General features: G+C 65.0%; 26 protein-coding genes. 9 read left to right on the top strand and 17 right to left on the bottom strand.

Annotated features, from left to right (window positions below; genetic code table 11):
* Nucleotides 1-7 precede the first annotated feature (7 nt).
* A complete protein-coding gene (locus ACQR0W_RS14720; protein WP_315754981.1) occupies nt 8-994 on the top strand; it encodes an alpha/beta hydrolase family protein in 987 nt (328 codons plus the stop codon).
* A 101-nt stretch (nt 995-1095) separates the two neighbouring features.
* Here the strand turns inward: ACQR0W_RS14720 and ACQR0W_RS14725 are convergent, their stop codons facing one another.
* From ACQR0W_RS14725 to ACQR0W_RS14745, 5 genes are all read right to left on the bottom strand, one after another.
* Complete coding sequence (locus ACQR0W_RS14725) at nt 1096-1908, bottom strand: ABC transporter permease (protein ID WP_315810583.1); 813 nt, start codon at nt 1906-1908, stop codon at nt 1096-1098.
* A 171-nt stretch (nt 1909-2079) separates the two neighbouring features.
* The gene (locus ACQR0W_RS14730) at nt 2080-2994 is read right to left on the bottom strand and encodes an ABC transporter permease (RefSeq protein ID WP_315753900.1); all 915 of its coding nucleotides are present in this window, start codon (nt 2992-2994) and stop codon (nt 2080-2082) included.
* The gene (locus tag ACQR0W_RS14735; protein WP_316171500.1) at nt 2991-4163 is read right to left on the bottom strand and encodes an ABC transporter ATP-binding protein; all 1173 of its coding nucleotides are present in this window, start codon (nt 4161-4163) and stop codon (nt 2991-2993) included. The genes ACQR0W_RS14730 and ACQR0W_RS14735 overlap by 4 nt, the downstream gene beginning before the upstream one ends.
* Nucleotides 4164-4213: 50 nt before the next feature.
* Nucleotides 4214-5776, bottom strand: coding sequence for a glycerol-3-phosphate dehydrogenase (locus ACQR0W_RS14740; RefSeq protein WP_316171499.1), 1563 nt, complete (start codon nt 5774-5776; stop codon nt 4214-4216).
* A 130-nt stretch (nt 5777-5906) separates the two neighbouring features.
* Nucleotides 5907-8612 carry a sensor domain-containing protein gene (locus ACQR0W_RS14745; RefSeq protein WP_316171498.1) on the bottom strand — a complete coding sequence of 902 codons (2706 nt, stop codon included), beginning with the start codon at nt 8610-8612 and terminating at the stop codon, nt 5907-5909.
* A gap of 211 nt (nt 8613-8823) precedes the next feature.
* Here ACQR0W_RS14745 and ACQR0W_RS14750 point away from each other — a divergent pair, with 211 nt between their 5' ends.
* Nucleotides 8824-9927 carry an NAD(P)/FAD-dependent oxidoreductase gene (locus tag ACQR0W_RS14750; protein ID WP_316171497.1) on the top strand — a complete coding sequence of 368 codons (1104 nt, stop codon included), beginning with the start codon at nt 8824-8826 and terminating at the stop codon, nt 9925-9927.
* A 196-nt stretch (nt 9928-10123) separates the two neighbouring features.
* Here the strand turns inward: ACQR0W_RS14750 and ACQR0W_RS14755 are convergent, their stop codons facing one another.
* Nucleotides 10124-10309, bottom strand: a complete 186-nt coding sequence (locus ACQR0W_RS14755) for a YdcH family protein (RefSeq protein ID WP_315717551.1) — start codon at nt 10307-10309, stop codon at nt 10124-10126.
* Between the two features lie 290 nt (nt 10310-10599).
* Here ACQR0W_RS14755 and ACQR0W_RS14760 point away from each other — a divergent pair, with 290 nt between their 5' ends.
* The 3 genes from ACQR0W_RS14760 (at nt 10600) to ACQR0W_RS14770 (ending at nt 11494) form a co-directional block, all read left to right on the top strand.
* Entirely contained in the window at nt 10600-10806 is a 207-nt protein-coding gene (locus ACQR0W_RS14760; RefSeq protein ID WP_009028242.1) for a YdcH family protein, read from the top strand.
* A gap of 144 nt (nt 10807-10950) precedes the next feature.
* On the top strand, nt 10951-11163 hold the full coding sequence (locus tag ACQR0W_RS14765; protein WP_315717552.1) for a hypothetical protein: 213 nt from the start codon (nt 10951-10953) through the stop codon (nt 11161-11163).
* Nucleotides 11164-11242: 79 nt separating this feature from the next.
* Nucleotides 11243-11494, top strand: coding sequence for a hypothetical protein (locus tag ACQR0W_RS14770; RefSeq protein WP_316171496.1), 252 nt, complete (start codon nt 11243-11245; stop codon nt 11492-11494).
* Between the two features lie 44 nt (nt 11495-11538).
* Here the strand turns inward: ACQR0W_RS14770 and ACQR0W_RS14775 are convergent, their stop codons facing one another.
* The gene (locus ACQR0W_RS14775) at nt 11539-12300 is read right to left on the bottom strand and encodes a GGDEF domain-containing protein (protein WP_315753908.1); all 762 of its coding nucleotides are present in this window, start codon (nt 12298-12300) and stop codon (nt 11539-11541) included.
* Between the two features lie 87 nt (nt 12301-12387).
* Here ACQR0W_RS14775 and purE point away from each other — a divergent pair, with 87 nt between their 5' ends.
* The 3 genes from purE (at nt 12388) to rpsU (ending at nt 14451) form a co-directional block, all read left to right on the top strand.
* Nucleotides 12388-12876 (top strand): 5-(carboxyamino)imidazole ribonucleotide mutase, encoded by a 489-nt coding sequence (purE, locus tag ACQR0W_RS14780; protein ID WP_315717555.1) that lies wholly within the window; start codon nt 12388-12390, stop codon nt 12874-12876.
* Nucleotides 12873-13982 (top strand): 5-(carboxyamino)imidazole ribonucleotide synthase, encoded by a 1110-nt coding sequence (locus tag ACQR0W_RS14785; RefSeq protein WP_315753912.1) that lies wholly within the window; start codon nt 12873-12875, stop codon nt 13980-13982. Before purE ends, ACQR0W_RS14785 begins: the two co-directional genes overlap by 4 nt.
* 166 nt (nt 13983-14148) lie before the next feature.
* On the top strand, nt 14149-14451 hold the full coding sequence (gene rpsU / locus ACQR0W_RS14790; protein WP_315717557.1) for a 30S ribosomal protein S21: 303 nt from the start codon (nt 14149-14151) through the stop codon (nt 14449-14451).
* A 227-nt stretch (nt 14452-14678) separates the two neighbouring features.
* Here rpsU and ACQR0W_RS14795 read toward each other — a convergent pair whose 3' ends face one another.
* From ACQR0W_RS14795 to ACQR0W_RS14840, 10 genes are all read right to left on the bottom strand, one after another.
* The gene (locus tag ACQR0W_RS14795) at nt 14679-15587 is read right to left on the bottom strand and encodes a hypothetical protein (protein WP_316171495.1); all 909 of its coding nucleotides are present in this window, start codon (nt 15585-15587) and stop codon (nt 14679-14681) included.
* 223 nt (nt 15588-15810) lie between these two features.
* Nucleotides 15811-16095 carry a cupin domain-containing protein gene (locus tag ACQR0W_RS14800; protein WP_315717559.1) on the bottom strand — a complete coding sequence of 95 codons (285 nt, stop codon included), beginning with the start codon at nt 16093-16095 and terminating at the stop codon, nt 15811-15813.
* A gap of 15 nt (nt 16096-16110) precedes the next feature.
* Nucleotides 16111-17208, bottom strand: a complete 1098-nt coding sequence (locus ACQR0W_RS14805; RefSeq protein ID WP_316171494.1) for a calcium:proton antiporter — start codon at nt 17206-17208, stop codon at nt 16111-16113.
* Between the two features lie 115 nt (nt 17209-17323).
* Entirely contained in the window at nt 17324-18661 is a 1338-nt protein-coding gene (locus ACQR0W_RS14810; RefSeq protein WP_316166936.1) for a sodium:proton antiporter, read from the bottom strand.
* A gap of 103 nt (nt 18662-18764) precedes the next feature.
* Complete coding sequence (locus tag ACQR0W_RS14815; RefSeq protein WP_316171493.1) at nt 18765-19565, bottom strand: alpha/beta hydrolase; 801 nt, start codon at nt 19563-19565, stop codon at nt 18765-18767.
* Nucleotides 19566-19583: 18 nt separating this feature from the next.
* Nucleotides 19584-20981 (bottom strand): NAD(P)(+) transhydrogenase (Re/Si-specific) subunit beta, encoded by a 1398-nt coding sequence (locus tag ACQR0W_RS14820; RefSeq protein ID WP_315717562.1) that lies wholly within the window; start codon nt 20979-20981, stop codon nt 19584-19586.
* A 45-nt stretch (nt 20982-21026) separates the two neighbouring features.
* A complete protein-coding gene (locus ACQR0W_RS14825; protein ID WP_315717563.1) occupies nt 21027-21344 on the bottom strand; it encodes a proton-translocating transhydrogenase family protein in 318 nt (105 codons plus the stop codon).
* 11 nt (nt 21345-21355) lie between these two features.
* A complete protein-coding gene (locus ACQR0W_RS14830) occupies nt 21356-22483 on the bottom strand; it encodes a Re/Si-specific NAD(P)(+) transhydrogenase subunit alpha (RefSeq protein ID WP_315717564.1) in 1128 nt (375 codons plus the stop codon).
* A gap of 140 nt (nt 22484-22623) precedes the next feature.
* On the bottom strand, nt 22624-22776 hold the full coding sequence (locus ACQR0W_RS14835; RefSeq protein ID WP_315717565.1) for an aa3-type cytochrome c oxidase subunit IV: 153 nt from the start codon (nt 22774-22776) through the stop codon (nt 22624-22626).
* 206 nt (nt 22777-22982) lie between these two features.
* Nucleotides 22983-24965, bottom strand: coding sequence for a M3 family oligoendopeptidase (locus ACQR0W_RS14840; protein WP_315753921.1), 1983 nt, complete (start codon nt 24963-24965; stop codon nt 22983-22985).
* Between the two features lie 120 nt (nt 24966-25085).
* Here ACQR0W_RS14840 and ACQR0W_RS14845 point away from each other — a divergent pair, with 120 nt between their 5' ends.
* Nucleotides 25086-26579 carry a sigma-54-dependent transcriptional regulator gene (locus ACQR0W_RS14845; protein WP_316171492.1) on the top strand — a complete coding sequence of 498 codons (1494 nt, stop codon included), beginning with the start codon at nt 25086-25088 and terminating at the stop codon, nt 26577-26579.
* Nucleotides 26580-26713 lie beyond the last annotated feature (134 nt).

The raw sequence follows: 26713 nt of genomic DNA on the forward strand, positions 1-26713 counted from the left end.
CGGAGCGATGAGGGTCGGATTTCGTCAGGGACGGTTCGCCGACGCTTCGCGGCCGAACTGGGACGACGACGGGCCGCGGCCCATCGACTGGTTCGCCTGGTATCCGGCCGCGGATAGCGCGATCGAAGCAGCGCTTCCGGTCGCCCCATGGCCGCAAGGATGGTTCGAGGCGGGACCTGCGGCGCTGGATGCGCCGCTCGGTCCCAACGGGACTTGCCCGCTCGTCGTGTATTCGCATGGCACCGGCTGCAACGGCCTGCAGTTCGAATGGCTGGCGCGCGAGCTGGCGTCCCGCGGCTTTGTCGCGGTCGCCGTCAATCATCATGGCAACAGCAACGCTGAACCCTACCGGGCAGAGGGCTTCCTCTGCTCATGGGAACGCCCGCGCGACATGTCCTTGCTGATCGACCACATCGCCACTCATCCCGATTTCGAAGGCCGTATCAACCCCGACCGCATCTACGCCGTCGGCTATTCGCTCGGCGGCGTCACCGCCACCGCCTTGCTCGGCGCCATCATGCTCCGCTCGCCGTTCGAGCCGGGCGCCAATCTGGGCCGCGGACCGCGCGAGTTTCCCGATCTCGTCGATCATCTGCCGCGGCTGATGGAGAAGAGCCAGATCTTTCGCGACTCCTGGGGGCGGATGTCGGCCTCCTATCGCGATCCCCGCATCAAGGCCGCGCTGCTGCTGGCGCCGGGCCGATCGGTGCAGGGCTTCTCCGACGAGAGCGTCGCCGCGATCAGCGTACCCGCACGCATCATGGTCGGCGGTGGGGACGCCCTGCTGCCATCCGCGCGCTGGCTGCATGAGCGGCTCAGCGGCAGCACCTTTGATGTCGTTGCCGACGAGGCCGGCCACTATGTGTTCCTGCCGAAGAGCACCGCGCTCGGACGCAGCGCCGACCCGGCGTGCTGCGTCGATCCGCCGTCGGTCGACCGCGGCGCGATCCACCGCACGGTTGTGGCCGCCGCGTTGCATCTGTTCGAGGCCTGAGCGACGCTGCCGCAGCATTCTCCGTCATTTTGAGCGTAGCAAAGCAATCCAGAGTCCTGGCGCGGCCCTGGATTGCTTCGCTACGCTCGCAATGACGACTTCTATAGTGGCGCAGCGCTCTCGCCGCGATCACTCGACAGCTTTGAAGCTAACGACGCCACGACGATCACCACGGCAATCAGCCCGATCACCAGCGTGCAGATCGCGTTGATCTCCGGCTTCACCCCGAGCCGTACTTCCGAATAGATCCGGATCGGCAGCGTCGCCGAGCCCGGGCCGGTGGTAAAGCTCGCGATCACGAGATCGTCGAGCGACAGCGTGAAGGCGAGCATCCAGCCGGCGACCACCGCCGGGGCGATCAGTGGCAAGGTGACCATCACGAACGCGCGCAAGGGATCGCAGCCGAGGTCCATCGCGGCTTCCTCCAGGCTGCGGTCGAGCGAGACCAGCCGCGACTGTACGATCACCGCAACGAAGCACATCGTGAGGGTCGTGTGGGCGAGCGTCACCGTCCAGAAGCCGCGCTCGGCCTCCAGCGCCACGAACAGCAGCAGCAGCGACAGGCCGGTGATCACCTCGGGCATCACCAGCGGCGCATACAGCATGCCGGAGAACAGCATGCGGCCGCGAAATCCCTGGCCGCGCGACAGCGCCACCGCGGCAAGGGTGCCGAGCAAGGTCGCCACCGTCGCCGAGGTGGCGCCGACCTGCAGGCTCATCCAGGCTGCATCGATCATCGCGCGGTCGTTGAAGAACTCGTGGTACCAGCGCAGCGACCAGCCGCCCCAGACCGTGACCAGCCGCGAGGCGTTGAACGAATAGATCACCAGGATCAGGATCGGGAGGTAAAGAAAGGCGAGCCCAAGCGTCAGCGAGGCGACGTTGAAGCGCGACAGGCGGGAGGGACTAGGCACGATCTCCTCCTCCCTCAATCCCAGTGAAACCCTCTCCGTTCCCTCCCCCCTTGTGGGGGAGGGTCAGGGAGGGGGGCACCCAGCAAAGACCGCCGATGCGGACCCCCACCCCCAACCCCTCTCCGCAAGGGGGAGGGGAGCGAGAGAACGTGCCTTGCTGTACGCCATCCATCACCTGCTCTCCTCCAACTGCCGGCGCTGCAGCCGGTCGTAGAGCAGAAGCGGAAGCAACAGCACGACCAAGAGGACCACGGCGATGCTGGAGGCCACCGGCCAGTCCTTGTTGGTGAAGAATTCAAGCCACAGCGTCTGGCCGATCATCAGCGATTTCGAGCCGGCGAGCAGATCGGGAATGACGAACTCGCCGACGATCGGAATGAAGCACAGCAGCGCGCCGGCGCCGACACCCGGCAGCGACAGCGGAAACGTCACCAGCCAGAAGGTCTGGCGCGGCGAGGCGCCGAGATCGGCGGCGGCCTCTTCCAGGGCCGGCTCCAGCTTCGTCAGCGTCGCAAACAGCGGCAGGATCATGAAGGGCAGATAGGAATAGACGATCCCGACATACATCGCGCTGTCCGTCGACAGCCACACCACCGGCGCGGACACCAGATGCAGCGCGAGCAGGATCTGGTTCAACAGGCCGTCATGCTGCAGGATGTTGACCCAGGCATAGATGCGAATCAGGAACGAGGTCCAGAACGGGACGATGACCAGCATCATCGCGATGCCCTGCCAACGCCTGGGCAGCCGCGCCATGCCATAGGCGATCGGGTAGCCGATCAGGAGCAGGATCGCGGTCGACGTCGCCGCGACGACGACGCTGCGCAGATAGGACGCGAGATACAGATCGTCCGACAGCAGCAGACGGAAATTGTCGAGCGACAGCGCCGCAAATGCATCCCGAAGCGACGACAAACCATCAGCCAGCGAGAACACCGGCGTATAGGGGGGCTGCGCGATCGCAGTCTGCGACAGGCTGATCTTGGCGACGAAGGCGAACGGCACCAGGAAGAACAGCACCATCCAGACGTAAGGCGCGATCGCCGCAAATCGCGCCGGACGCGAGAAGATGCGGCGCGCGCTCATCGCTCCAGCACCACGCAATCATCGGGCGTGAACCAGGCCACGACGCGCTGGTTCAGCCCATAGCCGTCGGCGTCGAGCCGGGCCGTGTTGGCTTGCGACGCGTGCAGGACAGCGCCGCCGTCGAGCTTGATCTTGTACACGGTCTTGCCGCCGAGATAGCTCGCATCGGAAATGGCGCCCTCGACACAGTTGATCGCTGCGGCATCAGCCGCCGGCCGGCGAAGCGCGAGGCGGATCTTCTCGGGACGGATCGCGACTGCGACCTTGCTCTCGCTGATCGGAGTGACGGGTTGCGCTGCGGCGAGCTCGCCGGCAGCGGCGGTCGTGATCCGGAGCCGGTGCGACTCACGCGCGGTCACCTCGCCCTCGAACAGGTTGATGTCGCCGACGAACTCCGCGACCCACCGCGACACGGGCTCTTCATACAGGCGGCGCGGTGCAGCGACCTGCTCGAGCCTTCCCGCGTTCATTACCCCGATCCGGCTCGCCACCGTCATCGCCTCCTCCTGGTCGTGGGTGACGATGATGAAGGTCATGCCGAGCTTGCGCTGCAGCTCCATCAGCTCGAACTGCGTGCTCTCGCGCAGCTTCTTGTCGAGCGCCGCCATCGGCTCATCGAGCAGCAGCACCTTCGGCCGGCGCGCCAGCGAGCGTGCCAGGGCGACGCGCTGCTTCTGTCCTCCGGACAGTTGATCGGGCTTGCGCTTCTCCAGGCCTTCGAGCCGGACCAGCGCCACCATCTCCGCGACGCGGGTGGCGATCTCGGCGCGCGGCATGCCGGCGCGCTTCAGGCCGAAGGCGATGTTGTCGCGCACGTTCAGATGCGGGAACAGCGCGTAGTTCTGGAACATCATGTTGATAGGCCGCTGATGCGGCAGCACCTGCGCGATCTCCTCGCCCGATAGCAGGATGCGCCCTTCATCCGGCGTCTCGAAGCCGGCCAGCATGCGCAGCAAGGTCGTCTTGCCGCAGCCGCTGGGGCCGAGCAGCGCGAAGAACTCGCCGGCTCGGATGTCGAGCGAGACGCCGTCGACGGCGCGGAAGCTGCCGAAGGTCTTGACGACGTTCTCGATCCGCAGGATCGGCGGCTGAGGATCGGGGCGCGGTTCCGGCAGTGCTGATGCCGCCGACTCCTCGGCGGGCGCTGGATTTGCGATGTCGTCAGCCATGTCCTGATCAAATCACCCTGCCCGGCCACAACGCCCGGCCGGTCGGCAAGCTAGCCGCCCATGGATTGCAGCTCAACCGCACGGGCCGGACTATCCCCGCTCGCGTCAGCGGCCTGCGGCGAGCCCCGGCCACAGGCGACCGTCGCCATGAACGCGGCGAGCGCATCGCGTTCGGCAGCGGGAAGCGTCAGGCCCAGCTTGGTCCGCCGCCATAGAACGTCGTCGGGAAACCGCGCCCACTCGCGCGTCATGAGGTAGCGGACCTCCGCCTCCGTCAGCTTCGGCCCGAACGCCTGTCCGAGATCGGCCCGGCATCTCGCCCCGCCGAGGATCTCCGCCAGCCGGGTGCCATAGGCGCCGACCAGCCGCCGGGCCTCGGCTTCGCCGAGAAAGCGCCAGCGCTCCCGTGCGTCGTCGACGAGATCCTCGAACCGATCCCAGGCGAAATCGCCACCCGGAAGCGGCGCGCTCGCAGTCCAGCGCGGCGACATCGGGTAGAAGCGCGCAAGCCGCGAGACCGCCCGCTCGGCCCGGTGCCGGGCTGTCGTGACATCGCCGCCGCACATGGTCAGGAGCGGCGCCTTGGCGGGCTCCTTGGCGCGGCCGGCATCAAGGCTCACGATCGTTTCCAATTCCCCGCTGTCGGCAGCACGCAGCACCATCATGTTGGCGCCGGACACGCTCCGGACCACATCCGCGGGCTGGACGTCCGAGCGGAAATAGCGGTTCGCCGCCTTGCAGAGATAGGCCACGTCTGCCGCCGGCACCGCCACCACGGCTGGGTCGCCCTTGAAGCCGTGGGCCACCGTGCCGATCAGGGTGAAATCTTGCTCGTAGGGCTGGGCAAAGATCAGCCTTCCATCCGAATTCTGAAACACGTAGACCGCTTCGACATCGAACAGCCGCGGCACGATGATCTGGCTGACCTGCCGCGCGGTGACCCGCGGCGGCGGCTGACGCAGCACGGTTTCCGCCGTCGAGACGCTCCACGCGCCGGTGGCGTTGGCGAGCGCGCGCGAGGTGACGATGCGGCGATGGCCGCGGTCGATGATGGCGAGCCGCCATAGATGGTCACGGTCGGCTCGCACGCAGCGGGCGCCGGTGCGGATCTCTGCGCCGCGCTCGGCGGCATCCATCGCGGTCAGAACCACCAGGCGGGAATCGTCGACCACGCAGTCGGAATAGTCGAACGCCGTCCCGATCGGACGCTTCAGGGCATCGCCGATCGGATGATGCGTGACGTCGAGCACCGACGCGGCCGGCAGCCGGTTGCGCGTAGCGAGGCGATCGTAGAGCCAGAGCCCTGCGCGCAGCTGCCATGGCGGCCGCTCATTGGCGTGAGCCGGAATCGCAAAGCGGATCGGCCGCACCAGATGCGGCGCGACCGTGAGCCAGACGTCGCGCTCGGCGAGCGCGCGGCGCACGCGCAGAAAGCCGCGGCGCTCCAGCGCCGCGAGGTCCCCATGCACCAGCCGCGACGTGGCCGACGAGGCGGCGCCGCCAAGATCGCCCTGCTCGACCAGGATCACGCGCAAGCCGCGGCCGGCCGCATCGCGTGCCAGGCTGACGCCGTTCAGACCGCCGCCGATGATCGCAAGATCGTAGTCCGCCATACGCAAGGTCTTCGAGCGTGCCAGGGCGAATGATCGTAGACCGGCGGAAATGATTCTCGTAGCGGCCGAGCTGTCGTGCGCGCGGATAAATTCGCGCTGTTGCGCAACAGCCTCTGACCGGAGTGCCTGGTCAGCCCGTCTTGCGAACGGACGCGACGTCGTCGTCGTGAGCGCGACCGACAATGCCGTCGTATTTGTTGATCGGCAGGGGCTTGCCGAGCAGATAGCCCTGAACCGAGTCGCAGCCCTGCTCGGCGAGGAAGCCAAGCTGCTCGGGCGTCTCGACGCCTTCCGCCACGATCGACATGTTCATGCCGTGACCCAGACCGATGACCGCACGAATGATCGCCGCCGATTGCGGATTGCGGCCGATGTTCATGACGAAGGCGCGGTCGATCTTGATCTTGTCGAACGGGAATGCCTGCAGGTAGCTCAGCGACGAGTAGCCGCTGCCGAAATCGTCCATCGAGACGCGAACGCCGAGCGCCTTCAGCCGGCGCAGCAGCGCGACACCGCGATCGAAATCCTCGATCAGCACACCCTCGGTGATCTCGAGCTCGAGCCTGCCGGGCGCGAGCCCCGTCTCGATCAGGATCGAGTGGACCAGCGCAACGAGGTCGCCATGGACGAACTGGGCCGGGGACAGGTTGACCGCGACCTGCAGCGGCTTGGGCCACGACGCCGCCTCGCGGCAGGCCTCGCGCAGGATCCACTCGCCCATCTCGACGATGAGGCCGCTCTCTTCCGCGAGCGGAATGAAGTCGCTCGGCGGCACGAAACCCCGGACCGGGTGCTGCCAGCGCGCCAGCGCCTCGAAGCCGATGATCTCGCTGGCGTCGACCGTGCGGCCGGAGACGGCCTGCGGCTGGAAGTACAGCGACAGTTCGCCATGCTTGATCGCGACAGACAGCTCCTGATGCAGAACGCGGCGGTCGCGAATCTGCTGATCCATTTCAGGCTCGTAGAAGGTGATGCTGCCGCGCGATTTGGCCTTGGCGCGGAACAGAGCGGCACCCGCATTGGCGAGCAGCGACGCCGGATCCGAACCATTGTGCGGGAACACCGAGATGCCCGTCGTCAGCGCGGTGCGGATCGACTTGCCCTCGATCTGGAAGTCCACCGCGATCGCCGCCGCCAATTGCTCGGCCAGCGCCCTGCCCGTTTCCGGTTGCTTGCCGTCGATGATCAGCCCGAACTCATCGCCGGAGAGCCGCGCGACCACCCCGCCCCGGGCAACTGCATGGACGCGACGGGCGACCTCGATCAACAGCTTGTCGCCGATGGCGTGGCCGAAGACGTCGTTGACGTCCTTCAGGCCCTTGAGATCGACGTTCAGGACCGCGAACTCCTCGTCCGTATCCGCGCAGGCCTCGATCATCTGGCTCAGGGCCTGCAGGAACGCGGCGCGGTTCGGCAGATCGGTCAGGCCGTCGTGATAGGCCATGTGCGCCATCCGCGATTCGGTCTGGCGCCGGTCTGTGACGTCCTCATAGGTCTTGATCAGATATTGCGGCTCGCCGGTCTCGCCCAGCACGGTTGCCCGCCGGGTCAGGAACAGCCGCAGGCCGTCCTTGGTCGAGATCGGATGTTCCTCGGTCAGAAGGCCGCGCTTCTTGATGGCGGCTTCGTCGCGCGCCGTGATCAGTCTGGCCTCGCGCGGATTGAAGATGTCGGCGGTGGTCAGGCCCGTGGCGTCCTCGCGCTTGCGGTTGAGGATGATCTCGGCGCTGCGGTTGGCGAGCAGATAACGGCCGTCGCTGACGCTCTCGACGATGAGCGAAACCGGAATGTTGTCGACAACCAGTTCCAGGAACTTCTTGCTGTTCTCCAGCTCGCGGCTCAGCGATCGCCGCTCCGTGGCATCGTCGAACAGCGCGATGAGGAATTGCGGTTCGTTCTTGTCGTTGCGTGCAACGACCCGGTGGGCGTCCAGGATGCGCTTCTCGTCACCGCGTTGAACCACGAGTTCGCTGCAATAGGTGGTGCCAGGCGCCAGCATCGCTTCGCGATCGGCAGCCGCGATGTCGGCCGCGGTCTCCTCGCCGAACAGGTCGCTCGGGCGCCGTCCGATGATCTGATCCCGCGGCACCTGCGCGAACTGCTCGAACGCCCGGTTGGCAAAGATGTAGCGGCCGTCCTCGATGTTCTTGGCGGCGACGCAGACGGGAACCTGATCGACCACCGATTCCAGGAACTGCTTGGTCGAGGCGAGCTCGCGCTCCAGCCGGTGCTGCACCGTACAGTCTTCATGGATGCCGATCGATCCTCCGGTGGGAAGACGGAAAATCTGGGCACGCACCACACGTCCGTCGGGCAATTCGGTCAGGCACCCGTCCGGTGCCCGCGCCTGGCGCGCATAGTCCTCGACCGTCAGATTGAGCAGGCCACGCTGCCGCCGCAACTCGACCAGATCCCGGCCGGTGCAACCGGGCGGAATGTCGGCCCGGCTCATGCCGTAGATCTCGAGAAAGCGATGATTGTAGAAGACGACGCGGTTGGCGGCGTCCGTCAGCATCAGCCCCTGGCTCAGATTGTTGAGCGCGGAGCTGATGAAAACATTACGCCGCAGTTGTGCCCGCTTGGCGCGCCGCAAGGCCGAATGGATCCAGATCACGACCGACGCGAGGAAGGCGCAGACGACAACGCCGGCGATCAACACCTTCCAGAGCACGTCCGGCTCGATGGTGGCCAAGTAACCGGAGGGCGAGAAATCGGAGGAAGCGGCCCAGGCCCGGGTCGGCGCAGCCGCCCACGCTGCCATGGCGGCCACCGAGGCCGCAACGACACGCGCAGAAAACGCGTTTCGGTCGCTCGCCTGCCAATTCTTGCCAGCCATCAATCACCCGCGGTATTCGGCGACAGTATCTGGCTTCACCTATTGGGATCGGGTAAACGGGTTCTGCAAACTTCGAAAAAGACGAAGCAAATTTGGTCAATGGCGCCTTATGATGAATGGTTTGCTAAGGGCCCTCGCACTCCGGACCGGGGTTCCGCCCACCAGGGATTGCAGCGAGGCATGACTTCTCCCAATCGTCTCAGGACTATGCATGGATAGAGTGGATTGCGTCGTCGTTGGCGCCGGCGTCGTCGGACTTGCCGTCGCACGTCAATTGGCGCGGGCCGGACGCGAGGTCATCGTTCTCGAGGCGGCCGAGGGTATCGGAACCGTCACTTCGTCTCGCAACAGCGAAGTGATCCACGCCGGCATCTACTACAAGGCCGGGAGCCTGATGGCCCGCTTCTGCGTGGCCGGCAAACGCCTACTTTACCGCTATTGCGACGACCATGGCGTGCCCTACCGCAATTGCGGGAAGCTGATCGTTGCGACCAATCCGGCCGAGACCGAGAAGCTGCAGGGCATCCGCGCGCACGCCGAAGCCAATGGTGTCGAAGGTATGCGGCTGCTATCCGGAACCGAAGCGCTGGCGCTGGAGCCGGCCCTGGCCTGCCAGGCCGCGCTGCTGTCGCCGTCCACCGGCATCCTCGACAGCCATGCCTTCATGCTGTCGCTGCGCGGCGAGATCGAGGATGCCGGCGGTGCCTTCGCCTTCCACACGCCGTTGCTGCGGGCCAAGGCGACCGGGGGATCAATCGAGGTCGATGCGGGCGGCGCGCAACCGATGAGGCTGAGCTGCCGGCTGCTGGTGAACGCCGCCGGCCTCGACGCGCCGAAGCTGGCGCGGCTGATCGACGGCATGCCGTCGTCGCTGATGCCGACGGCCTATCTCGCCAAGGGCAACTATTTCAGCTGCAGCGCCCGGGCACCGTTCAGCCGGCTCATCTACCCGGTGCCGGAACCAGGCGGCCTCGGCGTGCACCTCACGCTCGACATGGCAGGCCAAGCCAGATTCGGCCCCGACGTCGAGTGGATCGACCGGATCGACTATACGGTCGATCCGGCGCGCGCCGAGCGCTTCTACCCGGCGATCCGCAAGTATTGGCCGTCGCTGCCGGATGGGGCGCTGATGCCGAGCTATTCCGGTATCAGGCCGAAGATCGTACCGCCGGCCGTGGCGTCGCAGGATTTCGTCATTCAGGGCCCGCGCGATCACGGGGTGCCCGGACTCATCAATCTGTTCGGAATTGAATCGCCTGGATTGACGTCATCGCTCGCGATTGCGGCTCACGTCTGCGATCTCGCCTCGAGCTGAAGACCCCAGATATCGCGATGAACGGCGTGTCGCGATAGATGCGCCGGCAGACAACGCAGGCAGACAACGCAGGCAGATGCGTCCGCCTCATCGTATATCGCAACTAATTTGATTGGAGTTGCGTCTGGGATGGACTCGTCACCATCCCAGGCGCACGGTCTTACGATCAGATGGTACGGCGGATGATGGTCACATGTCAGTGAAGTGTTTCGCTGGTTACCTGTCTCAAGCGCTCGATCTCATCCTTCACCATCAGTTTGCGTCGCTTCAGTTCGACAATTCGCAGGTCGTCCGTCGATGGATGCAGGAGAGCTTGATGCAATTCGTTTTCAAGAACTTTATGCTTACGCTCCAGTTCAACGAGATGCGCCTGAATGGCCATTCGAAACCTCCTCGGTAGGTGAACCTGAGATTCGACCAGGGCTAATGAGTGTACACAAGTCGCTTGACCTGTCGATGGGGCCAAAAGACCGCACATGCAAATTTGAGCGCCGTGTGTAACGAAGCGTGAGCAGATCCGGACGAATCTAAAGCCGGCGCCAACCCGAAATTCACGGGACAGCTGCACCGATCTCGAGGAGTGCGACTTGCTTATCAGCTTCGCAGGCGCAATATTTGCGCCCGCCTTCGCAAGGCTTTCCACTTCCTTCCGCTTTTTTGCTATCATAGATCATGGCTGACCAAGACGAGCGCGAACTGCAGGCCGAACTCGCGCGCCTGCAGCAGGAGCACCGCGATCTCGACGCGGCGATCGACGCTTTGCATCAATCGCCCGCCCCCGATTTGTTGCGGCTGCAACGACTGAAGAAGCGGAAGCTTCTGCTACGCGATCGGATCGCCTTCATCGAAGACCAGATCACGCCCGACATCATCGCCTGAGGCGAAGCGTCAGCACGGCTGACCGTATGCACACAAGCAATACGCAACAGCGGTGCAGGATTTGCCGAAGCGCCTTGACAACAAGAACAAAAAGAGAACAATCGGACCAGCCCCTCGTAACTCCTGACAACAAGGATGGTTGTGATGCCCGCCTCCTTCTCCCCACAGGATCGCCTCTATGAACAGGCCTGTGACCAAGCCATCGCGATGTGCGACGGCAATCTGCGCTCCACGATCAAGGCGCTGATCATGGCGAACGAGTATCTCGAGCTGGAGCTGCAGGAGCTGCGGGCGGCAATCTCCTGCGGCTGCATGCCCAACACCATTTCGGACGATGCGCAGAACAATGCGGCCTGAGCCCTAGGCCGTCGAGGCTCTCCGGACGTTTGCCACCGCGCTCGCTCGCAGCTTCGACGAAGGCCGGGAGGTGCGTGCAATGCCTGACATCACCTATTACGTCGCCATGCCGTTCAGACGGGACGAGGCAGGGATGCTGGTCGCAGGCGCGGCCGAGGAATGCCAGAGCTCGTCCGCAGCGCTGCGTCGTGCCGAAGCGATGTCGCGCTTGCCGGACAACATCGGCGCCATTGCCTTCAGCCGCAGCGGGGATCCCTTGCTGGGGGAATTCTGCGACGCCCGGCTGCTGCACAAGTTCGGCGAGTTGCCCGACGATCTCGGCGAGTTGTGAGCGCCGTGCACAGCTCTGTCATCGGAGCGGACGGCCCACGAGCGTCACCGCTGGTCGCCCGACAGGGCCGTGCCGTGCGCGGGGCTCTCGTACCTCCGCTGGGCCTTGCGCATATACATCGCACGGTCGGCTTCCTCCAACGCACGCACTGGGTTGACGCGCTTGTCGAGAAGGGCAATCCCGGCCGACGCGCCGGCACGCACGGTCTGATCGCCGAAGGTGAAGGTCAGGCTGTCGATGGCCTGTTCCAGCTCCGTCGCCTTGGCATGTGCGTCCGCCGCGCTGAGGTGCCAGAGCAGCACGCCGAACTCGTCGCCGCCGAGCCGACCGATCACGTCGGAGGATCGGACATGCTCGCCGAGGACACGCGCAACCGCCTTCAGGACCTCATCACCGGCGGCATGGCCGAACGTATCATTGATCGGTTTCAGCCGATCGACGTCGAGCACGATGAGAGCACCGGTCGCGTCGTAGCGCTTGATGAAGGCGATGGAACGATGGAGTTCGCGGGCGAAGCCGCGACGATTAAAGATGTCGAGCAGGAAATCGCGCTCAGCGGAGGCCGTCAGCTCGGCGATCCGGGCCTGTGCTGTCGCCAACTCGGCCTTGAGGCGTCGGATCGTGTGCCGCGCGCCTGCCGGTACGGAACCGGGTTCAGGAGCCCGCGCGCGCCGCGAAGGCCGATGACGGTAGCGGGTTCTTCGCTTCCCGGCTCGCCACGCGGCCGCCATGCGCTTCTTTTTCATCGGACACCTGCCGCGCCATCGTTTGGGCTTGCCGGGCTTGACCAAGACAGGATAGTCCATTCGGACCTCCATGCCATGGCTTGCCGCTGTCAGGACCGATCCTATACTCCGGCCCATGCTGATGGATTCCCGAGAAGAATTGAGGTCATGACCGCCCCGATCGCCATCATCATGGGAAGCCAGTCGGACTGGGATACCATGCGCCATACCGCCGAGACGCTTGACGCCCTGGGCGTGAGCTACGACGCCCGGATCGTCTCGGCGCACCGCACCCCGGACCGGCTGTATGCTTTCGCCAAGGGTGCCAAGGCGGCGGGCTACAAGGTCGTGATCGCCGGTGCCGGCGGCGCCGCCCATCTGCCGGGTATGACGGCCTCGCTCACGGAACTGCCCGTGTTCGGCGTTCCCGTCGAGTCGAAGGCGCTGTCGGGGGTCGATTCGCTGTATTCCATCGTCCAGATGCCGGCCGGAATTCCGGTCGGAACGCTCGCCATCGGCAAATCCGGCGCCATTAACGCAGCGCTGCTGGCGGCCAGCGTGCTCGCTCTCTCGGACTCCGCGCTTGCCAGCCGTCTGTCGGCTTGGCGCCAGGCGCAGACCAATGCGATCGCCGAACGTCCGGAGGGCACGGCGTGACCGACTCCAATCGGGTGAAGCTCAAGCCCGGCGACACCATCGGTATTCTCGGCGGCGGCCAGCTCGGCCGCATGCTGGCGCTTGCTGCGGCGCGGCTCGGGCTGCGCTGCCAGGTGTTCTCGCCGGACCCGGACTCCCCCGCCTTCGACGTCGTGCTGAACGCAACCTGCGCCGAATATGCCGACGTCGAGGCGCTCGAGCTGTTCGCCAATGATGTCGACGTCGTCACCTACGAGTTCGAAAACGTCCCCTCGGCTGCGGCCATGGTGCTGGCGGCCAGACGCCCGGTGCTGCCGCGGCGTTCGGCGCTCGAGACCACCCAGGATCGCCTCACCGAGAAGGATTTCGTCACCTCGCTGGGCATCGGCACCGCGCCCTATGCGGATGTGTCCTCGGTCGCCACCTTGCGCGAAGCTGCGTTCCGGATCGGCTTACCGGCCGTGCTGAAGACGCGGCGATTTGGCTATGACGGCAAGGGTCAGATCAAGATCCAACAGGGTGACGATCTCGAGCGGATCTGGGCCGAGCTCGGCACCAAATCGGCCATCCTCGAAGCGTTCGTTCCGTTCGAGCGCGAGATCTCGGTCGTGGCGGCCCGAGCGGCCGACGGTCAGGTCGAGTGCTTCGACGTGACCGAGAACGAGCATCGCGATCACATCCTGAAGGTGTCGCGGGCGCCGGCGCGTATCCCTGATGCGCTCGCCGACGAGGCCAGGGACATTGCCAGCCGGATCGCCACCGCCCTCGACTACGTCGGGGTGCTGGCCGTGGAGATGTTCGTGGTGTCGGACGGCCCCACTCCAGGCGTGCTGGTCAACGAAATTGCCCCGCGGGTGCATAATTCCGGCCACTGGACCCTCGATGGCGCCTCGATTTCCCAATTCGAACAGCACATCCGGGCGATCGCCGGTTGGCCGCTCGGCAAGCCGCTGCGCCACGGTCACGTCACGATGACGAACCTGATCGGGGACGAGATCGACAGCTACGAGCAGTGGCTCACGGTTCCTGGCGCCACCGTGCATCTCTACGGCAAGGGCGCCGCTCGTCCGGGCCGCAAGATGGGGCATGTGACCCAGGTCTCGCCACTGCCGCCGAGGCAGGGCTGAAATAAACCGCTCCGGCGGGGTTAAACTTGCGGTCAAGAGCCCGTCAGCGGGTGGACAGCGAGGATGTCCTCTGATACACGGGCGCGCTCAAGGTCAAGGGCGCGGCCATCTGCCAGCCCTGGCTTCACCAGATTTCAAACCGATAGACTGAGAAAGAGGATGCCGCGTGCAGGTTCTCGTTCGCGATAACAATGTCGATCAAGCCCTCAAGGCGCTCAAGAAGAAGATGCAGCGTGAGGGCATTTTCCGCGAGATGAAGCTTCGCGGCCATTACGAGAAGCCGTCCGAGAAGAAAGCCCGCGAGAAGGCCGAAGCCGTGCGTCGTGCGCGCAAGCTGGCCCGCAAGAAGTTGCAGCGTGAAGGCCTGCTGCCGATGAAGCCGAAGCCGGTGTTCGGCGCTGGCCCCGGCGGTGACCGTGGTGCTGGTCGTGGTCCGGGTGCAGGTGCCCGTCCCAGCGCACCGCGCTGATCTGGCCTGATTGATCTGACGTCGTCTGAAGCGCGGGCCTTTGGCTCGCGTTTTTGTTTTGGGCGCCTCTTTTGATTTCGCGCCTCCTGCCATCCGGCGACCGGGGTCAATCCGGGCTGCGCCGCCCGCTCCTCGCATCGCTGCAGAGTTCGCCACTCCAAAGAAAAAGCGGCAGGCCCCCCCCCCGGGCCCACCGCCTCGATCACGTCCGCGAACGATTCGATCGGCTACTTCGGCAACACCGAGTGGAACACCGATTTGGCTGCGGACATCATGTCCTGCGCCACGTTGGACATCTGGTCCTTGATCGATGGATCAGTCTTGTCGGCGCGCAGGTCGAGCGGACGCAACTGCTGGACAGGGATCTCCGCCGGAGGCGTCGGGCGCCCGTCCGGCTGCAATGATCCCGTGTAGGGCGGGCTCGAGGCCGACGGCAAGGCAAAGCCCTGCTCGACCGGTGGCGCAGACACCGTCACGGGAGGCGGCAGCGGACGGATCGGCGACACCGGTGGCGCGACGGTCGCGATGCGCGGCGCCTCGCCAGCGCCCCGGGGTGCGTCGCTCGACGGCTTCTCGACAGCCGTCTTGCCGGTACCTTCGCTCGCGCGCAACCGCTCGATCGCCGCGCGGGCGAGATCAGCGGCATCCCGGCGATCTTCCTGCTGGGTCGCTGGGGCCTCGGCCGGAGTACCGCGCGCAATCAGCTTTTCCCGCGGCGACGCGGGATGGCGCGAGGCCTGCGGATCGGCCGGGAGGCTCGCCGTTTCGGCCGGCTTCACTTCAACTGCCTTCTCTGCAGCCTTGTCGGCCAGCGACTTCTCGGACACGCCCTTGGCCTTGATGCCGGGAGCGGGAATGCTCGAGACCTCGTTCGACGTTTCCGCCGGCTTGGCGTCAGACTTGGGATCGGCCTTCGCTTCCAGCTTGGCAGGGTCGGTCCCCTTGCCCGTGGATTTCGGAGCGTCGCTCTTTGAGCCGGTGAGCTTGGCGTAGGCAGCCGACGCCACCGACGCCACGGTCGATGGCGGCGAGTCCGGCTTGGTGTTGATGTAGTGATTGACGATGTAGGCCCCGATGATGGTGGCAACCACCGACGGGATGATCTCCATGGCGAACTTTGTGAGATATTTCAGCATGCTGACCACTCCCGCGCGGTATTTGCGGGAACTTTGAGGCACAATTAAGGGACCATCCCACACCTTCCGAAGCTCGCAGACTGCACTCCGCGCAGACGCGACCGCCGAAAAGTCGTTTCCTGAAATCCTTTGAAACCGGAGCCAGCAATCCGAGGGTGTTGCCACAGCTTCCGGATCGCCGGCTCAAGATACCACAATCAGCGGCATCCCGGTAAACAATTGGTTACGGCTTCAATTCAACTTCGAGGAAAACGATCTCGGAACCAGTCTCGTTCAGCACATCGTGTTCGACACCGGCCTTTCGGAAATAGGATTTGCCGACCGCGAGCTGCGCCTTCGAGCGCTCGCCGGACGGCGCCACGATCGTCATCTCGCCCGCTGTGACCGGCACGATCACGTAATCCATCTCATGAACGTGGCGCCCCGTGGCACTGCCGGGCAATAGCCGCCACTCCGTGACGCGGACTTCGGGCGTATCGACCTGGACGTCGGACTGAGCGCTGAGCATGCTGGATCTCTTGAATCAGGGGACGAAGAGCAGGAACACGAATATCGCGAACACCACCATGTGCACCAGCCCGAACAGGATGTTCGTCCGTCCGGTGCCGAAGGTCAGCATACTCAGGACGAAGGTCAGGACCAGCAGCACTGTTCCCTGCGGGTCCAGCCCGAGGACGAGCTGCTTGTCCAGCACATGGGCGGCGACCGCCACTGCCGGGATGGTCAGCCCTATGGTGGCGAGCGAGGAGCCAAGCGCGAGATTGATGCTCTTCTGAAGGTCGTTGGCGCGGGCGGCCGAGAGGGCGGCGACACTCTCCGGCAGCAGGATCAACAGCGCCACCAGCACGCCTGCGACCGCCTGCGGCGCCCCCGTTGCGGCAACGCCGGCGTCGACCACCAGCGAGAACTTCTTGGCAAGCAGGACCACAGCGAGCAGAGCGACCAGCAGCAGCCCGACACTGAGCAACAGCTTCGCACGCGGCAGCCGGACATCGTCATCGGCGAACCCAGCCGAGCCGCCGACGAAATAATCCCGATGGCGGGTGGTCTGCGTATACAGGAACACCGCGTAGAGCAGGATCGTCACGACGCTGACGAAGGCGATCTGCACGGCAGAATACACCGGACCAGGCGACGTCAAGGTATAATTCGGCAGCACCAGTGTGATGGTTGCCATCGTGAACAGTACGCTGAGATACAGATTGGCACCGGAGACCAGCACGTCCTGCTCGCGATAGCGCAGGCCGCCGATGAAGATGCAGATGCCGGCCAGGCCGTTGCACACGATCATGACGACCGCGAACACGGTGTCGCGGGCCAGCGCGGGCGCAGCCTTGTCGCCGAGCATGATGGTGGCGATCAGCGCGACCTCGATCACCGTCACCGCCAGGGTCAGGAGCAGCGTGCCGAACGGCTCGCCGATCTCATGCGCGATCACCTCGGCATGGTGCACGGCCGCGAACACCGTGCCGAACAGGATCACCAGCAGCACTGCGGCGAAGACCACGCCGGCGGCCGAGGGCGTGAATTCATAATGCGTCGCCGTGACGATCGCGACGAGCGCGACCGCCAGGCCGGGAAAGATCACCGATGATGCGGGCGTTGCGCCCTTCACGCTCATGATTCGCGTCCTTCGATCCGTTCTGTCCGACTATGCGCGACCGCGAGGCGATCGTCACGCGGTCCGGCCGTGACCGGGTCAACCTGGACGGTCTCTGAAAGTGCCGTCGATCAGGTCAATGCGGGCTGAGCAGCGGATGGATCGGAAGCACGGTCAGCAGCACGAACAGCGGAATGAGGACGGCACCTGCCCGCAGCATGTAGCCGAAGAAACTCGGCATCTTGATGCCGCGCTCAGTGGCGATCGCTGCGACCATGAAGTTCGGCGCATTTCCGATATAGGTCAGCGCGCCCATGTAGACTGCGCCCATCGAAATCGCCGCCAGCGTCCCCGAGAGTTCGCCCATCAACACCTTGGGATCGCCGCCCGCCAATTCGAAGAACAAGAGATAGGTCGGGGCATTGTCGAGGAAGGCCGACATCAGCCCGGTGAACCAGAAATAGGCGACCTCCCGCGGCGCGCCGGCGGGTGTCGTCACGGCATCCAAGAGCCAGCCGAAAGAGCCACTGCGCCCCGCATTCAGCATGGCGATGACCGGGACGATCGCGGTGAAGATCGCCGCGAACAGTTTGGCGACCTCTCGAATCGGCTCCCAGTTGAACCCGTTCGCCTCGCGGTGCTCGTCCGGCGTCAGCCAGAGCGACAGTCCGGCGATCGCCACGAGGACGGCATCGCGCACGAGGTTCTGAAGCTCGACATGCGTGCCGAAGACGTCGAAGGAGATGCCCGGCTTCCAGGTCGCCGATAGCAGCGTATTGGCAACGATCGCGGCGATCAAAACGACATTGATGAGGCCGCGAATGCGCACCGGCTCCCTTGTTACGGACGCTTGCAACGCAAGCTTCTCCGCGCGGAAGCGCCACCAGTCGGTAGCGGCAAAGACGATGAGCAGCAATCCGGCGACGATCGCGGTCTGCAGCCAGAGATGTTGCGTCGTCCAGAAGAAGTCGACACCACGCAGAAAACCGACGAACAGCGGTGGATCGCCGAGCGGGCTCAGTGCACCACCGACATTGGCGGCCAGAATGATGAAGAAGATCAGCACATGCACATTATGCGGCCGGCTCAGATTGGCGCGGATCAGGGGGCGCACCAGGATCATCGCGGCGCCCGTCGTGCCGACGACGCTCGCGATGATCGTGCCGAGCGCCAGGATGGCCGTATTTGTCGCAGGTGTACCTCTGATGTCGCCGGTCACCAGGATGCCGCCGGCCACCGTATAGAGGGCGAACAGCAGCACGATGAAGCTGAGATACTCGGCGAGCAGCGCGTGGACGAAGGCGTCGAGCGCCGTGCCGAGCCCTGCATTCCAGGTCAACGCCGCCAACGTCACCAAGGCCCATGCCGCGGCGATCTTTCCGTAGTGATGATGCCAGAACCTGGCAAACAGCAGCGGCCCGAGCGCGATCGACAACAGCAGTCCCGCGAACGGCAGCGCGAACGGCCAGGTCATCGCGGAGCCGTTCAGCCCGGCCGCATGCGCCTGCACCGGCAGGCTCGCAAAGACAAGGAGCAGGATGGTCCCGCGCAGGGCCGGCCACCGCGATCCACGGACGTTACGGATTGTCGATGAAGCTCTTTGCCGTCTCAGTCGCACCGAAAAGATCCAGGTCGTTATGTCCGCCGCCGGGAAACCGTACGAAGCGCTTGGGGTCATGCGCAAGTGCGAACAATCGTTCCCCGAAGCGGATCGAAATCGCCGGATCCCGTTCGCCATGCATGATCAGCAGCGGCACATGCACATTGGCGATGCGCTGGTCGGAATGGAAGCTGTCGCGCATCAGCAGGCTGACCGGGACGACCCTGAGCATCGCGGAGGCGACGTCCACGGTCGACGTATAAGGGGCTTCGAGGATCAACTTGGAGATCGGGTGCTCCGCCGCGATGGCGGTGGCGACACCGCTGCCGAGGGAAAAGCCCCAGGCGACGATCCGTCCCGCCTCGTAGCGCTCTGTCGTGAACGCATAGGCGACTGCGGCATCTTGCAGCAGCCCGGGCTCACTGGGACTGCCGCTGGACCCCGCATAGCCGCGATAGGAAAGCGCAACGAGACCGGTACCGTCGGCCGTGAGCGCCTTGAAGCGCGACGCCACGCCGGCAAGAAAATCGCCATTGCCCGGGAAGTACAGAACGACCTTGCGGCCCGGCTTCGCCGGCACATGCCAGACGATGACCCGCTCGCCATCGGCCGAGGTCAGCACATGCTCCTCAGCCTGAGGAAACCCGGCTGCAGCCGGTGCCGTGCGGCCGACCGGCGGAATGGGAAACAGCATCGCACGCTGGCGGACGAACAGGGCCGCAAGCACGATGCCGTAGACCGCCGCCACGACGATCAGGAGCCATTTCAGAAACGTCATGGCTCCCGACGCCGTGGGCTACATGCCCTTGACGATGTTCTCGGTCATCTTCTTGGCGTCGCCGAGCAGCATCATCGTGTTGTCGCGGTAGAACAGCGGATTGTCGATGCCGGCATAGCCCGAGGCGAGCGAGCGCTTGATGAACATCACGGTGCCGGCCTTCCAGACTTGCAGCACCGGCATGCCGTAGATCGGCGAGGACTTGTCCTCCTCGGCCGCCGGATTGGTGACGTCGTTGGCGCCGATCACGAAGGCGACGTCGGCCTGGGCGAATTCCGAGTTGATGTCCTCGAGCTCGAACACCTCGTCGTAGGGAACGTTGGCTTCGGCGAGCAGCACGTTCATGTGGCCGGGCATGCGGCCCGCGACCGGATGAATCGCGTATTTCACCTCGACGCCTTCCTTCTTCAGCGTGTCGGCCATCTCGCGCAGCGCGTGCTGCGCCTGGGCGACCGCCATGCCGTAGCCGGGGACGATGATGACCTTGGAGGCGTTCTTCATGATGAAGGCGGCGTCGTCGGCCGAGCCGAGCTTGGCCGGCTTCTGCTCGCCTGTCGCCCCGCCGGCCGCTGCGGTCTCGCCACCGAAGCCGCCGAGGATGACCGAGATGAAGGACCGGTTCATCGCGTGGCACATGATGTAGGACAGGATCGCACCGGACGAGCCGACCAGCGCGCCGGTGATGATCAGCGCCGAATTGCCGAGCGTGAAGCCGATGCCGGCCGCGGCCCAGCCCGAATAGGAGTTCAGCATCGAGATCACGACCGGCATGTCGGCGCCGCCGATCGGGATGATCATGAGCACGCCGAGCGCCAGCGCCAGCAGCGTCACCATCAGGAAGTCGAAGCCGCCGCCGGTCATCACCAGGCGGACCACGAAGAAGACGAGCGCGACCGCGAGCGCAATGTTGATGATGTGGCGCGCCGGCAGGATGATCGGTGCACCGCTCATCCGCGCGGACAGCTTGAGGAAGGCGATGACCGAGCCGGTGAAGGTCAGCGCGCCGATGGCGACGCCGAGCGACATTTCGACCAGGCTCTGCGGATGGATGTTGCCGGGCGTGCCGATGTCGAAGGCTTCCGGCGCGAAGAACGCGCCGGCGGCGACCAGCACCGCGGCCATGCCGACCAGCGAATGGAACGCCGCCACGAGCTCGGGCATCGACGTCATCGGCACCCGGCGCGCAATCACCGCGCCGATACCGCCGCCGATCGCAACGCCGAGGATGACGAGCACCCAGGCGATCGCATCCGCCGGTGGATGCCCGGCCAGGGTGGTGGCGACCGCAATCGCCATGCCGGCCATGCCGAAGAAGTTGCCTTGCCGGCTCGAGGCCGGGCTCGACAGCCCGCGAAGAGACAGGATGAACAGCACACCTGCCACGAGATAAAGGAGTGCCGACAGATTGGCGTTCATTGCAGATGCCCCGTTGTGCCTGTCATCCCGCGTCGTGCGGCGTTGTTACCTGGACTTCTTCTTGTACATCGCCAGCATGCGCTGGGTGACGAGGAAGCCGCCGAAGATGTTCACGCAGGCGAAGATCAGCGCGACGAAGCCGAACGCTCGCGCCAGACCGCTGCCGCTCGAGAGCATGGGAACGCCGACCGCCAGCAGCGCGCCGACCACGATCACCGAGGAGATCGCATTGGTCACCGACATCAGCGGCGTGTGCAGGGCCGGCGTCACCGACCACACCACGAAGTAGCCGACGAACACCGCCAGCACGAAGATCGACAGCCGGAAGACGAAGGGGTCGACGGCTTGGACGACATGTTCCATGGCTCTGCTCCTTAGGCCTTCGGCTGGAAGTTCGGGTGGACGATGGCGCCATCCTTTGTCAAAGCCGTGGCCTTGACCAGCTCATCGTCCCAGTTGACCGCCAGTGTCTTTTCCTTCTTGTCGATCATCGTCTCGATGAAGGAAAACAGGTTGCGGGCGTACAGGCCGGAGGCGGACGCTGCGACCCGGCCGGCGAGATTGGGGTAGCCGATGATCTTGACGCCGTCGATCTCGACAGTCTCGCCGAGCTTGACACCCTCGACATTGCCGCCACGCTCGACCGCGAGGTCGACCAGGACCGAGCCCGGGCGCATCGACTTCACCATCTCCATGGTGACGAGGCGCGGCGCCGGACGGCCGGGGATCAGCGCGGTTGTGATGATGACGTCCTGCTTCTTGATGTGTTCCGCCGTCAGCGCCGCCTGCTTGGCCTGGTACTCCTTGGACATCTCCTTGGCGTAGCCACCGGCCGTCTGCGCGTTCTTGAACTCCTCGTCCTCGACCGCCAGGAATTTGGCGCCGAGGCTCTCCACCTGCTCCTTGGTGGCGGGGCGCACGTCGGTGGCGGAGACCATGGCGCCGAGCCGGCGCGCGGTTGCGATTGCCTGCAGGCCGGCGACGCCGACGCCCATCACGAAGACCTTGGTCGCCGGCACGGTGCCGGCCGCGGTCATCATCATCGGGAAGGCGCGACCGAACGCCTCGGCGCCCTCGATCACGGCACGGTAGCCGGCGAGGTTCGCCTGGCTCGACAGCACGTCCATCACCTGGGCGCGGGTGATGCGCGGCATCAGTTCCATCGCGAACGAGGCAATGCCGGCATCGGCCATCGCCTTGAGCGCGGTATCGTTGCCGTAGGGATCCATGATCGCGAACACCAAGGCGCCACGCCGGTAGTTGGCAAGCTCGGAGGCTTCCGGCCGCTTCACCTTGATGATGATGTCGGCGTCCTTGAGCGCATCGGCGCTCACGGTTGCGCCCGCCGCCGTGAACTCCGAATCCGGCAGGCCGGATTTGATGCCGGCGCCGGGCTCGACCGCGATCTCGGCACCCAACGCCTTGAACTTCTTCACCGTGTCGGGAGAGGCGGCGACCCGCGGCTCCAACGGGTCGATTTCCTTGGCGACGGCAATCTTCATGAGGCCTCCGGCGCGAATGCGCGCGCGAGCTTTAAGAGGGCGGGACGTCCATGGGCTACAGCGTGACGCCTGGTCAGCAATCGGCTTCGGCAGTCAGCTGAAGGCCCGCCAGCGGGGATGCCGGCGGGCCGATCGCGACATTAAGCGAGGAAAATAGCCATCAAGATGACGATGAGAGCGACGCCGATCGTGCCGTACTTCACCAGCCTGATGAAGCCCTCGTAGGTGGCCTCATGCGCCAGATAGTCGTTGCCGTCAGCCGTCGAGTAGGCGATCTCGCCATGGTTTGCCATCGGGGTCCCCCAGAGAAAATATGCTTTGTTAAGGTCGCATACCCCAAAGCCGATGCAAGGGCAACGGCTGGCATGCAAGGCAGTTTTATCACCTTTTCCGATCGCCCTATTGGCAAGGCCAATTATCACGGATCCAGCGCGTCAGGCTGGCCTCGCTGACCTCGCCGGCGCGCCTCTTCGACCCGTTCAACACATGTTATACGCCCCTACCCCATCCGCTCCAGCTCGTCGATCATCCCGGCGATGACCGAGAGACCACCGTCCCAGAACCTGGGGTCCTTGGCGTCCAGGCCGAACGGGGCGAGCAGCTCCGAATAGTGCTTGGTGCCGCCGGCCGCGAGCATCGCCAGATAGCGCTCGGCGAACCCCTCGGCGGCATGCTCGTAGACGGCGTAGAGCGAGTTCACGAGGCAGTCCCCGAAGGCATAGGCGTAGACGTAGAACGGCGAATGGATGAAGTGCGGGATGTACATCCAGAAGTTCTCGTAGCCCGGCTTGATCTCGATCGCCTCGCCGAGGCTCTCGGTCTGCACCGACAGCCAGATCTGTCCCAGCCGCTCCGCGGTCAGTTCGCCGTTCTTGCGCTCGGTGTGAACAGCACGCTCGAACGAATAGAACGCGATCTGCCGCACCACCGTGTTGATCATGTCCTCGACCTTGCCGGCGAGCAGCGCCTGGCGCTGCCTCGCGTCCTTGGTCTCGGACAGCAGGCGCCTGAAGGTCAGCATCTCGCCGAACACGCTCGCGGTCTCGGCCAGCGTCAGCGGCGTCGGCGCCATCAACGCACCGTTCTTCGCTGCCAGCACCTGGTGCACGCCATGGCCGAGCTCATGCGCGAGCGTCATGACGTCGCGCGGCTTGCCCTGGTAGTTCATCAACACATAGGGATGCGCCGAGGGCGTGGTCGGATGCGAGAACGCGCCCGGCGCCTTGCCCGGCCGCACCGGCGCATCGATCCAGCTCTGGTCGAAGAAGCGCTGGGCGATGTCGGCCATCTCGGGCGAGAAGCCGCGATACGCCGTCAGCACCATGTTCTTGGCCTCGGGCCAGGCGATGGTGGCATTGGCGGCGAAGGGCAGCGGCGCGTTGCGGTCCCAATGCGCGAGCTTCTTCTTTTTGAACCAGCGCGCCTTGAGCTGATAGTAGCGATGCGACAGCTTCGGATAGGCCGCGCGCACCGAGGCCACCAGCGCATCGACCACCTCGCGCTCGACGCGATTGTTGAGATGGCGCGAATCCGCAACGTCCTGGAAGCCGCGCCAGCGGTCGGAGATGTCCTTGTCCTTGGCGAGCGTATTGGTGATCAGCGCGAACGTTCGCTCATTGGCCTTGAAGGTCTTGGCCAGCGCCTCGGCGGCGGCCTTCCGCTTGGCGCCGTCACGGTCCTGAAGGAAATTCAACGTCGGCTCGATCGCAAGCTCCTTGCCACCGACTTGAAACCGTAGACCGGCGATGGTCTGGTCGAACAGCCGGTTCCAAGCCGAATAGCCGGTCTGCGACTTCTCGTGGAACAGCTGCTCCACGCGATCCTCGAGCTGATACGGCTTGTCCTTGCGCAGATCCTCGATCCACGGCCGGTAGTGACCGAGCGCGGGCGTCTCCATCGCGCGCGCGATCACGGCGTCGTCGATGCGGTTGAGCTCGAGCGGAAAGAACAGCAGGTGCGTCGACGCGGCCGTCAGGCGCTCCGAGATGTCCCCGTAGAATTTCGAGATCGCGGGATCGACGCTGTCGCCGGCATGCGCGAGACCCGCGAAGGAGCCGAGCCGTCCGGCGAGGTCGTCGATGGCCTCGTAGCGCCGCACGGCTTCTGCGAGCCATTCGCCACCGTCTTCGCGCGCCACATGCTCGGCAAGCTTGCCCTTGTAGTCGGTCTCAAACGCGACGCATTCGGCATCCATCTTCGCGAGATCGTGAGCGATCTCCGGCGCGTCGATGCCCATATAAAGATCGCCGAGATTCCATTCGGGCAGCGTCCCGATCCCCGTCTTGGCCGCGACCACCTTCTTCGCCGGCTTTGCAGACGATTTGGCCGTCGCGCCACGCTTGGTCTTGGCGGCTGCCTGCTTCGACGGAGTCTTGACGACGGACTTCTTGGCCGGCCTGGCCTTGGCAGTCTTTGACGCGGTTTTGGGCGGAGGAGCAGCTTTGGTCGGCTTGCGAAGGGCAGAAGAGGCGCGCGAGGTCATCGGATGGGTAACCTGTTGTTCGAACGTTTATCCCGATCAGCGAGGTTTAAGGTTGCGTTAATCGGCGTCGGCGAGAGTGCCCCGATTCGAGACAGATAGTCGTAGCGTGCAAGGAAAGCCATGGCTGCCAGCATTTTGATTGCCGATGATGATCCGGTCCAGCGCCGGCTGGTGGAGAACATGGTGCAGAAATGCGGCTACGAGGCGGTCGTCGTCGAGACCGGCGACGCCGTCATCGAGAAGCTGACGAATCCTGATGCCGGCCCCATCGACGCCATCGTGCTCGACCTCGTGATGCCCGGCCTCGACGGCATGGGCGTGCTCTCCAAGATGCGCGAGACGGGGATCTCGATACCCGTGATCGTGCAGACCGCGCATGGCGGCATCGACAACGTGGTCTCCGCGATGCGCGCCGGCGCGCAGGATTTCGTCGTCAAGCCGGTCGGCATCGAGCGGCTCCAGGTCTCCCTGCGCAATGCGCTCAATACCTCGGCCCTGAAGGGCGAATTGCAGCGCATCCGGCACAGCCGCGAGGGGCGCCTGACCTTCGCGGACATCATCACCCGCGCCGAGGCGATGGCGCCGATCCTGCGCATCGCGGAGAAGGCCGCGACTTCGTCGATTCCCGTGCTGATCGAAGGCGAATCGGGCGTCGGCAAGGAGCTGTTCGCCCGCGCGATCCACGGCACCAGCGAGCGCAAGACGAAGCCGTTCGTCGCCGTCAATTGCGGCGCGATCCCGGACAATCTGGTGGAATCGATCCTGTTTGGCCACGAGAAGGGCGCATTCACCGGCGCGACCGAGCGTCACATGGGCAAGTTCGTCGAAGCCCATGGCGGCACGCTGTTCCTCGACGAGGTCTCGGAGCTGCCGCTCACCGCCCAGGTCAAGCTGCTGCGCGCTCTGCAGGAGGGCGCCGTGGAAGCCGTCGGCGGCCGCAAGCCGGTCAAGGTCGACGTGCGCATCATCTCGGCGACCAATCGCAGGCTGCTCGACCGCGTCAAGGAAGGCCACTTCCGCGAGGATCTCTTCTACCGGCTGCATGTGCTGCCGCTCACCGTTCCGCCGCTGCGCACCCGCCGCGAGGACATCCCGCATCTGTTGCGGCATTTCCTCGCGCGGTTTGCGGCTGAGGAGAACCGCGCCATTTCGGGCATCACCGGCGAGGCCGTCGCCTATCTGACCAAGCTCGACTGGCCCGGCAATATCCGCCAGCTGGAAAACGCGGTCTACCGCGCCGTCGTCATGGGCGAGAGCGACCAGCTCGGCGTTGCCGATTTTCCGCTGATTCCCACCCACGCGCCGCCGGTGGAGCCTGCGCCGGCCCTCACCGTGGAGCGGCCCGTTCCTCCCCTGCCTGCGATGGTGCCGGGGAGTGAAGTCCCCATTGCCCCCCTGCCCTCGCATGGGTTCCTGCCGCTGCTCACCGCAAGCGGCGAGGTGCGGCCGCTCGAGGAGATGGAGCATGAGATCATCCGTTTCGCCATCGCCCATTACCGCGGCCAGATGTCTGAGGTGGCGCGCCGCCTCAAAATCGGACGCTCGACGCTCTACCGCAAGCTCGACGAGGCCAATGGCGAGACGCCCGCGACGGAAAGCCCGCCGCTCGGCTGAGCCGCTCGGATCCTCACCATGGTCGCGCTCGGCTGTCGTCCGAAAAAGGCCGCAAGTCTTGGCAACACTGGAACATCTGAACCGTTGCCTTGCGGTGACAGACAAAGGAAATAACGCGTGGCACAAACGCACGA

Source organism: Bradyrhizobium sp. HKCCYLRH1034 (genome assembly GCF_051168375.1).
Lineage (GTDB): Bacteria > Pseudomonadota > Alphaproteobacteria > Rhizobiales > Xanthobacteraceae > Bradyrhizobium.

What these genes read in the sequence shown, in the direction of transcription:
- ACQR0W_RS14770 (WP_316171496.1), top strand. Translation starts at nt 11,243, where the DNA reads ATGCCTGACATCACCTATTACGTCGCCATGCCGTTCAGACGGGACGAG.
- ACQR0W_RS14755 (WP_315717551.1), bottom strand. Translation starts at nt 10,309, where the DNA reads ATGGCCATTCAGGCGCATCTCGTTGAACTGGAGCGTAAGCATAAAGTT.
- purE (WP_315717555.1), top strand. Translation starts at nt 12,388, where the DNA reads ATGACCGCCCCGATCGCCATCATCATGGGAAGCCAGTCGGACTGGGAT.
- ACQR0W_RS14840 (WP_315753921.1), bottom strand. Translation starts at nt 24,965, where the DNA reads ATGACCTCGCGCGCCTCTTCTGCCCTTCGCAAGCCGACCAAAGCTGCT.
- ACQR0W_RS14820 (WP_315717562.1), bottom strand. Translation starts at nt 20,981, where the DNA reads ATGAACGCCAATCTGTCGGCACTCCTTTATCTCGTGGCAGGTGTGCTG.
- ACQR0W_RS14775 (WP_315753908.1), bottom strand. Translation starts at nt 12,300, where the DNA reads ATGGACTATCCTGTCTTGGTCAAGCCCGGCAAGCCCAAACGATGGCGC.
- ACQR0W_RS14760 (WP_009028242.1), top strand. Translation starts at nt 10,600, where the DNA reads ATGGCTGACCAAGACGAGCGCGAACTGCAGGCCGAACTCGCGCGCCTG.
- ACQR0W_RS14795 (WP_316171495.1), bottom strand. Translation starts at nt 15,587, where the DNA reads ATGCTGAAATATCTCACAAAGTTCGCCATGGAGATCATCCCGTCGGTG.
- ACQR0W_RS14830 (WP_315717564.1), bottom strand. Translation starts at nt 22,483, where the DNA reads ATGAAGATTGCCGTCGCCAAGGAAATCGACCCGTTGGAGCCGCGGGTC.
- ACQR0W_RS14800 (WP_315717559.1), bottom strand. Translation starts at nt 16,095, where the DNA reads ATGCTCAGCGCTCAGTCCGACGTCCAGGTCGATACGCCCGAAGTCCGC.
- ACQR0W_RS14835 (WP_315717565.1), bottom strand. Translation starts at nt 22,776, where the DNA reads ATGGCAAACCATGGCGAGATCGCCTACTCGACGGCTGACGGCAACGAC.
- ACQR0W_RS14765 (WP_315717552.1), top strand. Translation starts at nt 10,951, where the DNA reads ATGCCCGCCTCCTTCTCCCCACAGGATCGCCTCTATGAACAGGCCTGT.
- ACQR0W_RS14810 (WP_316166936.1), bottom strand. Translation starts at nt 18,661, where the DNA reads ATGACCTGGCCGTTCGCGCTGCCGTTCGCGGGACTGCTGTTGTCGATC.
- ACQR0W_RS14825 (WP_315717563.1), bottom strand. Translation starts at nt 21,344, where the DNA reads ATGGAACATGTCGTCCAAGCCGTCGACCCCTTCGTCTTCCGGCTGTCG.
- ACQR0W_RS14740 (WP_316171499.1), bottom strand. Translation starts at nt 5,776, where the DNA reads ATGGCGGACTACGATCTTGCGATCATCGGCGGCGGTCTGAACGGCGTC.
- ACQR0W_RS14745 (WP_316171498.1), bottom strand. Translation starts at nt 8,612, where the DNA reads ATGGCTGGCAAGAATTGGCAGGCGAGCGACCGAAACGCGTTTTCTGCG.
- ACQR0W_RS14730 (WP_315753900.1), bottom strand. Translation starts at nt 2,994, where the DNA reads ATGAGCGCGCGCCGCATCTTCTCGCGTCCGGCGCGATTTGCGGCGATC.
- ACQR0W_RS14720 (WP_315754981.1), top strand. Translation starts at nt 8, where the DNA reads ATGAGGGTCGGATTTCGTCAGGGACGGTTCGCCGACGCTTCGCGGCCG.
- ACQR0W_RS14735 (WP_316171500.1), bottom strand. Translation starts at nt 4,163, where the DNA reads ATGGCTGACGACATCGCAAATCCAGCGCCCGCCGAGGAGTCGGCGGCA.
- ACQR0W_RS14815 (WP_316171493.1), bottom strand. Translation starts at nt 19,565, where the DNA reads ATGACGTTTCTGAAATGGCTCCTGATCGTCGTGGCGGCGGTCTACGGC.
- ACQR0W_RS14845 (WP_316171492.1), top strand. Translation starts at nt 25,086, where the DNA reads ATGGCTGCCAGCATTTTGATTGCCGATGATGATCCGGTCCAGCGCCGG.
- ACQR0W_RS14750 (WP_316171497.1), top strand. Translation starts at nt 8,824, where the DNA reads ATGGATAGAGTGGATTGCGTCGTCGTTGGCGCCGGCGTCGTCGGACTT.
- ACQR0W_RS14805 (WP_316171494.1), bottom strand. Translation starts at nt 17,208, where the DNA reads ATGAGCGTGAAGGGCGCAACGCCCGCATCATCGGTGATCTTTCCCGGC.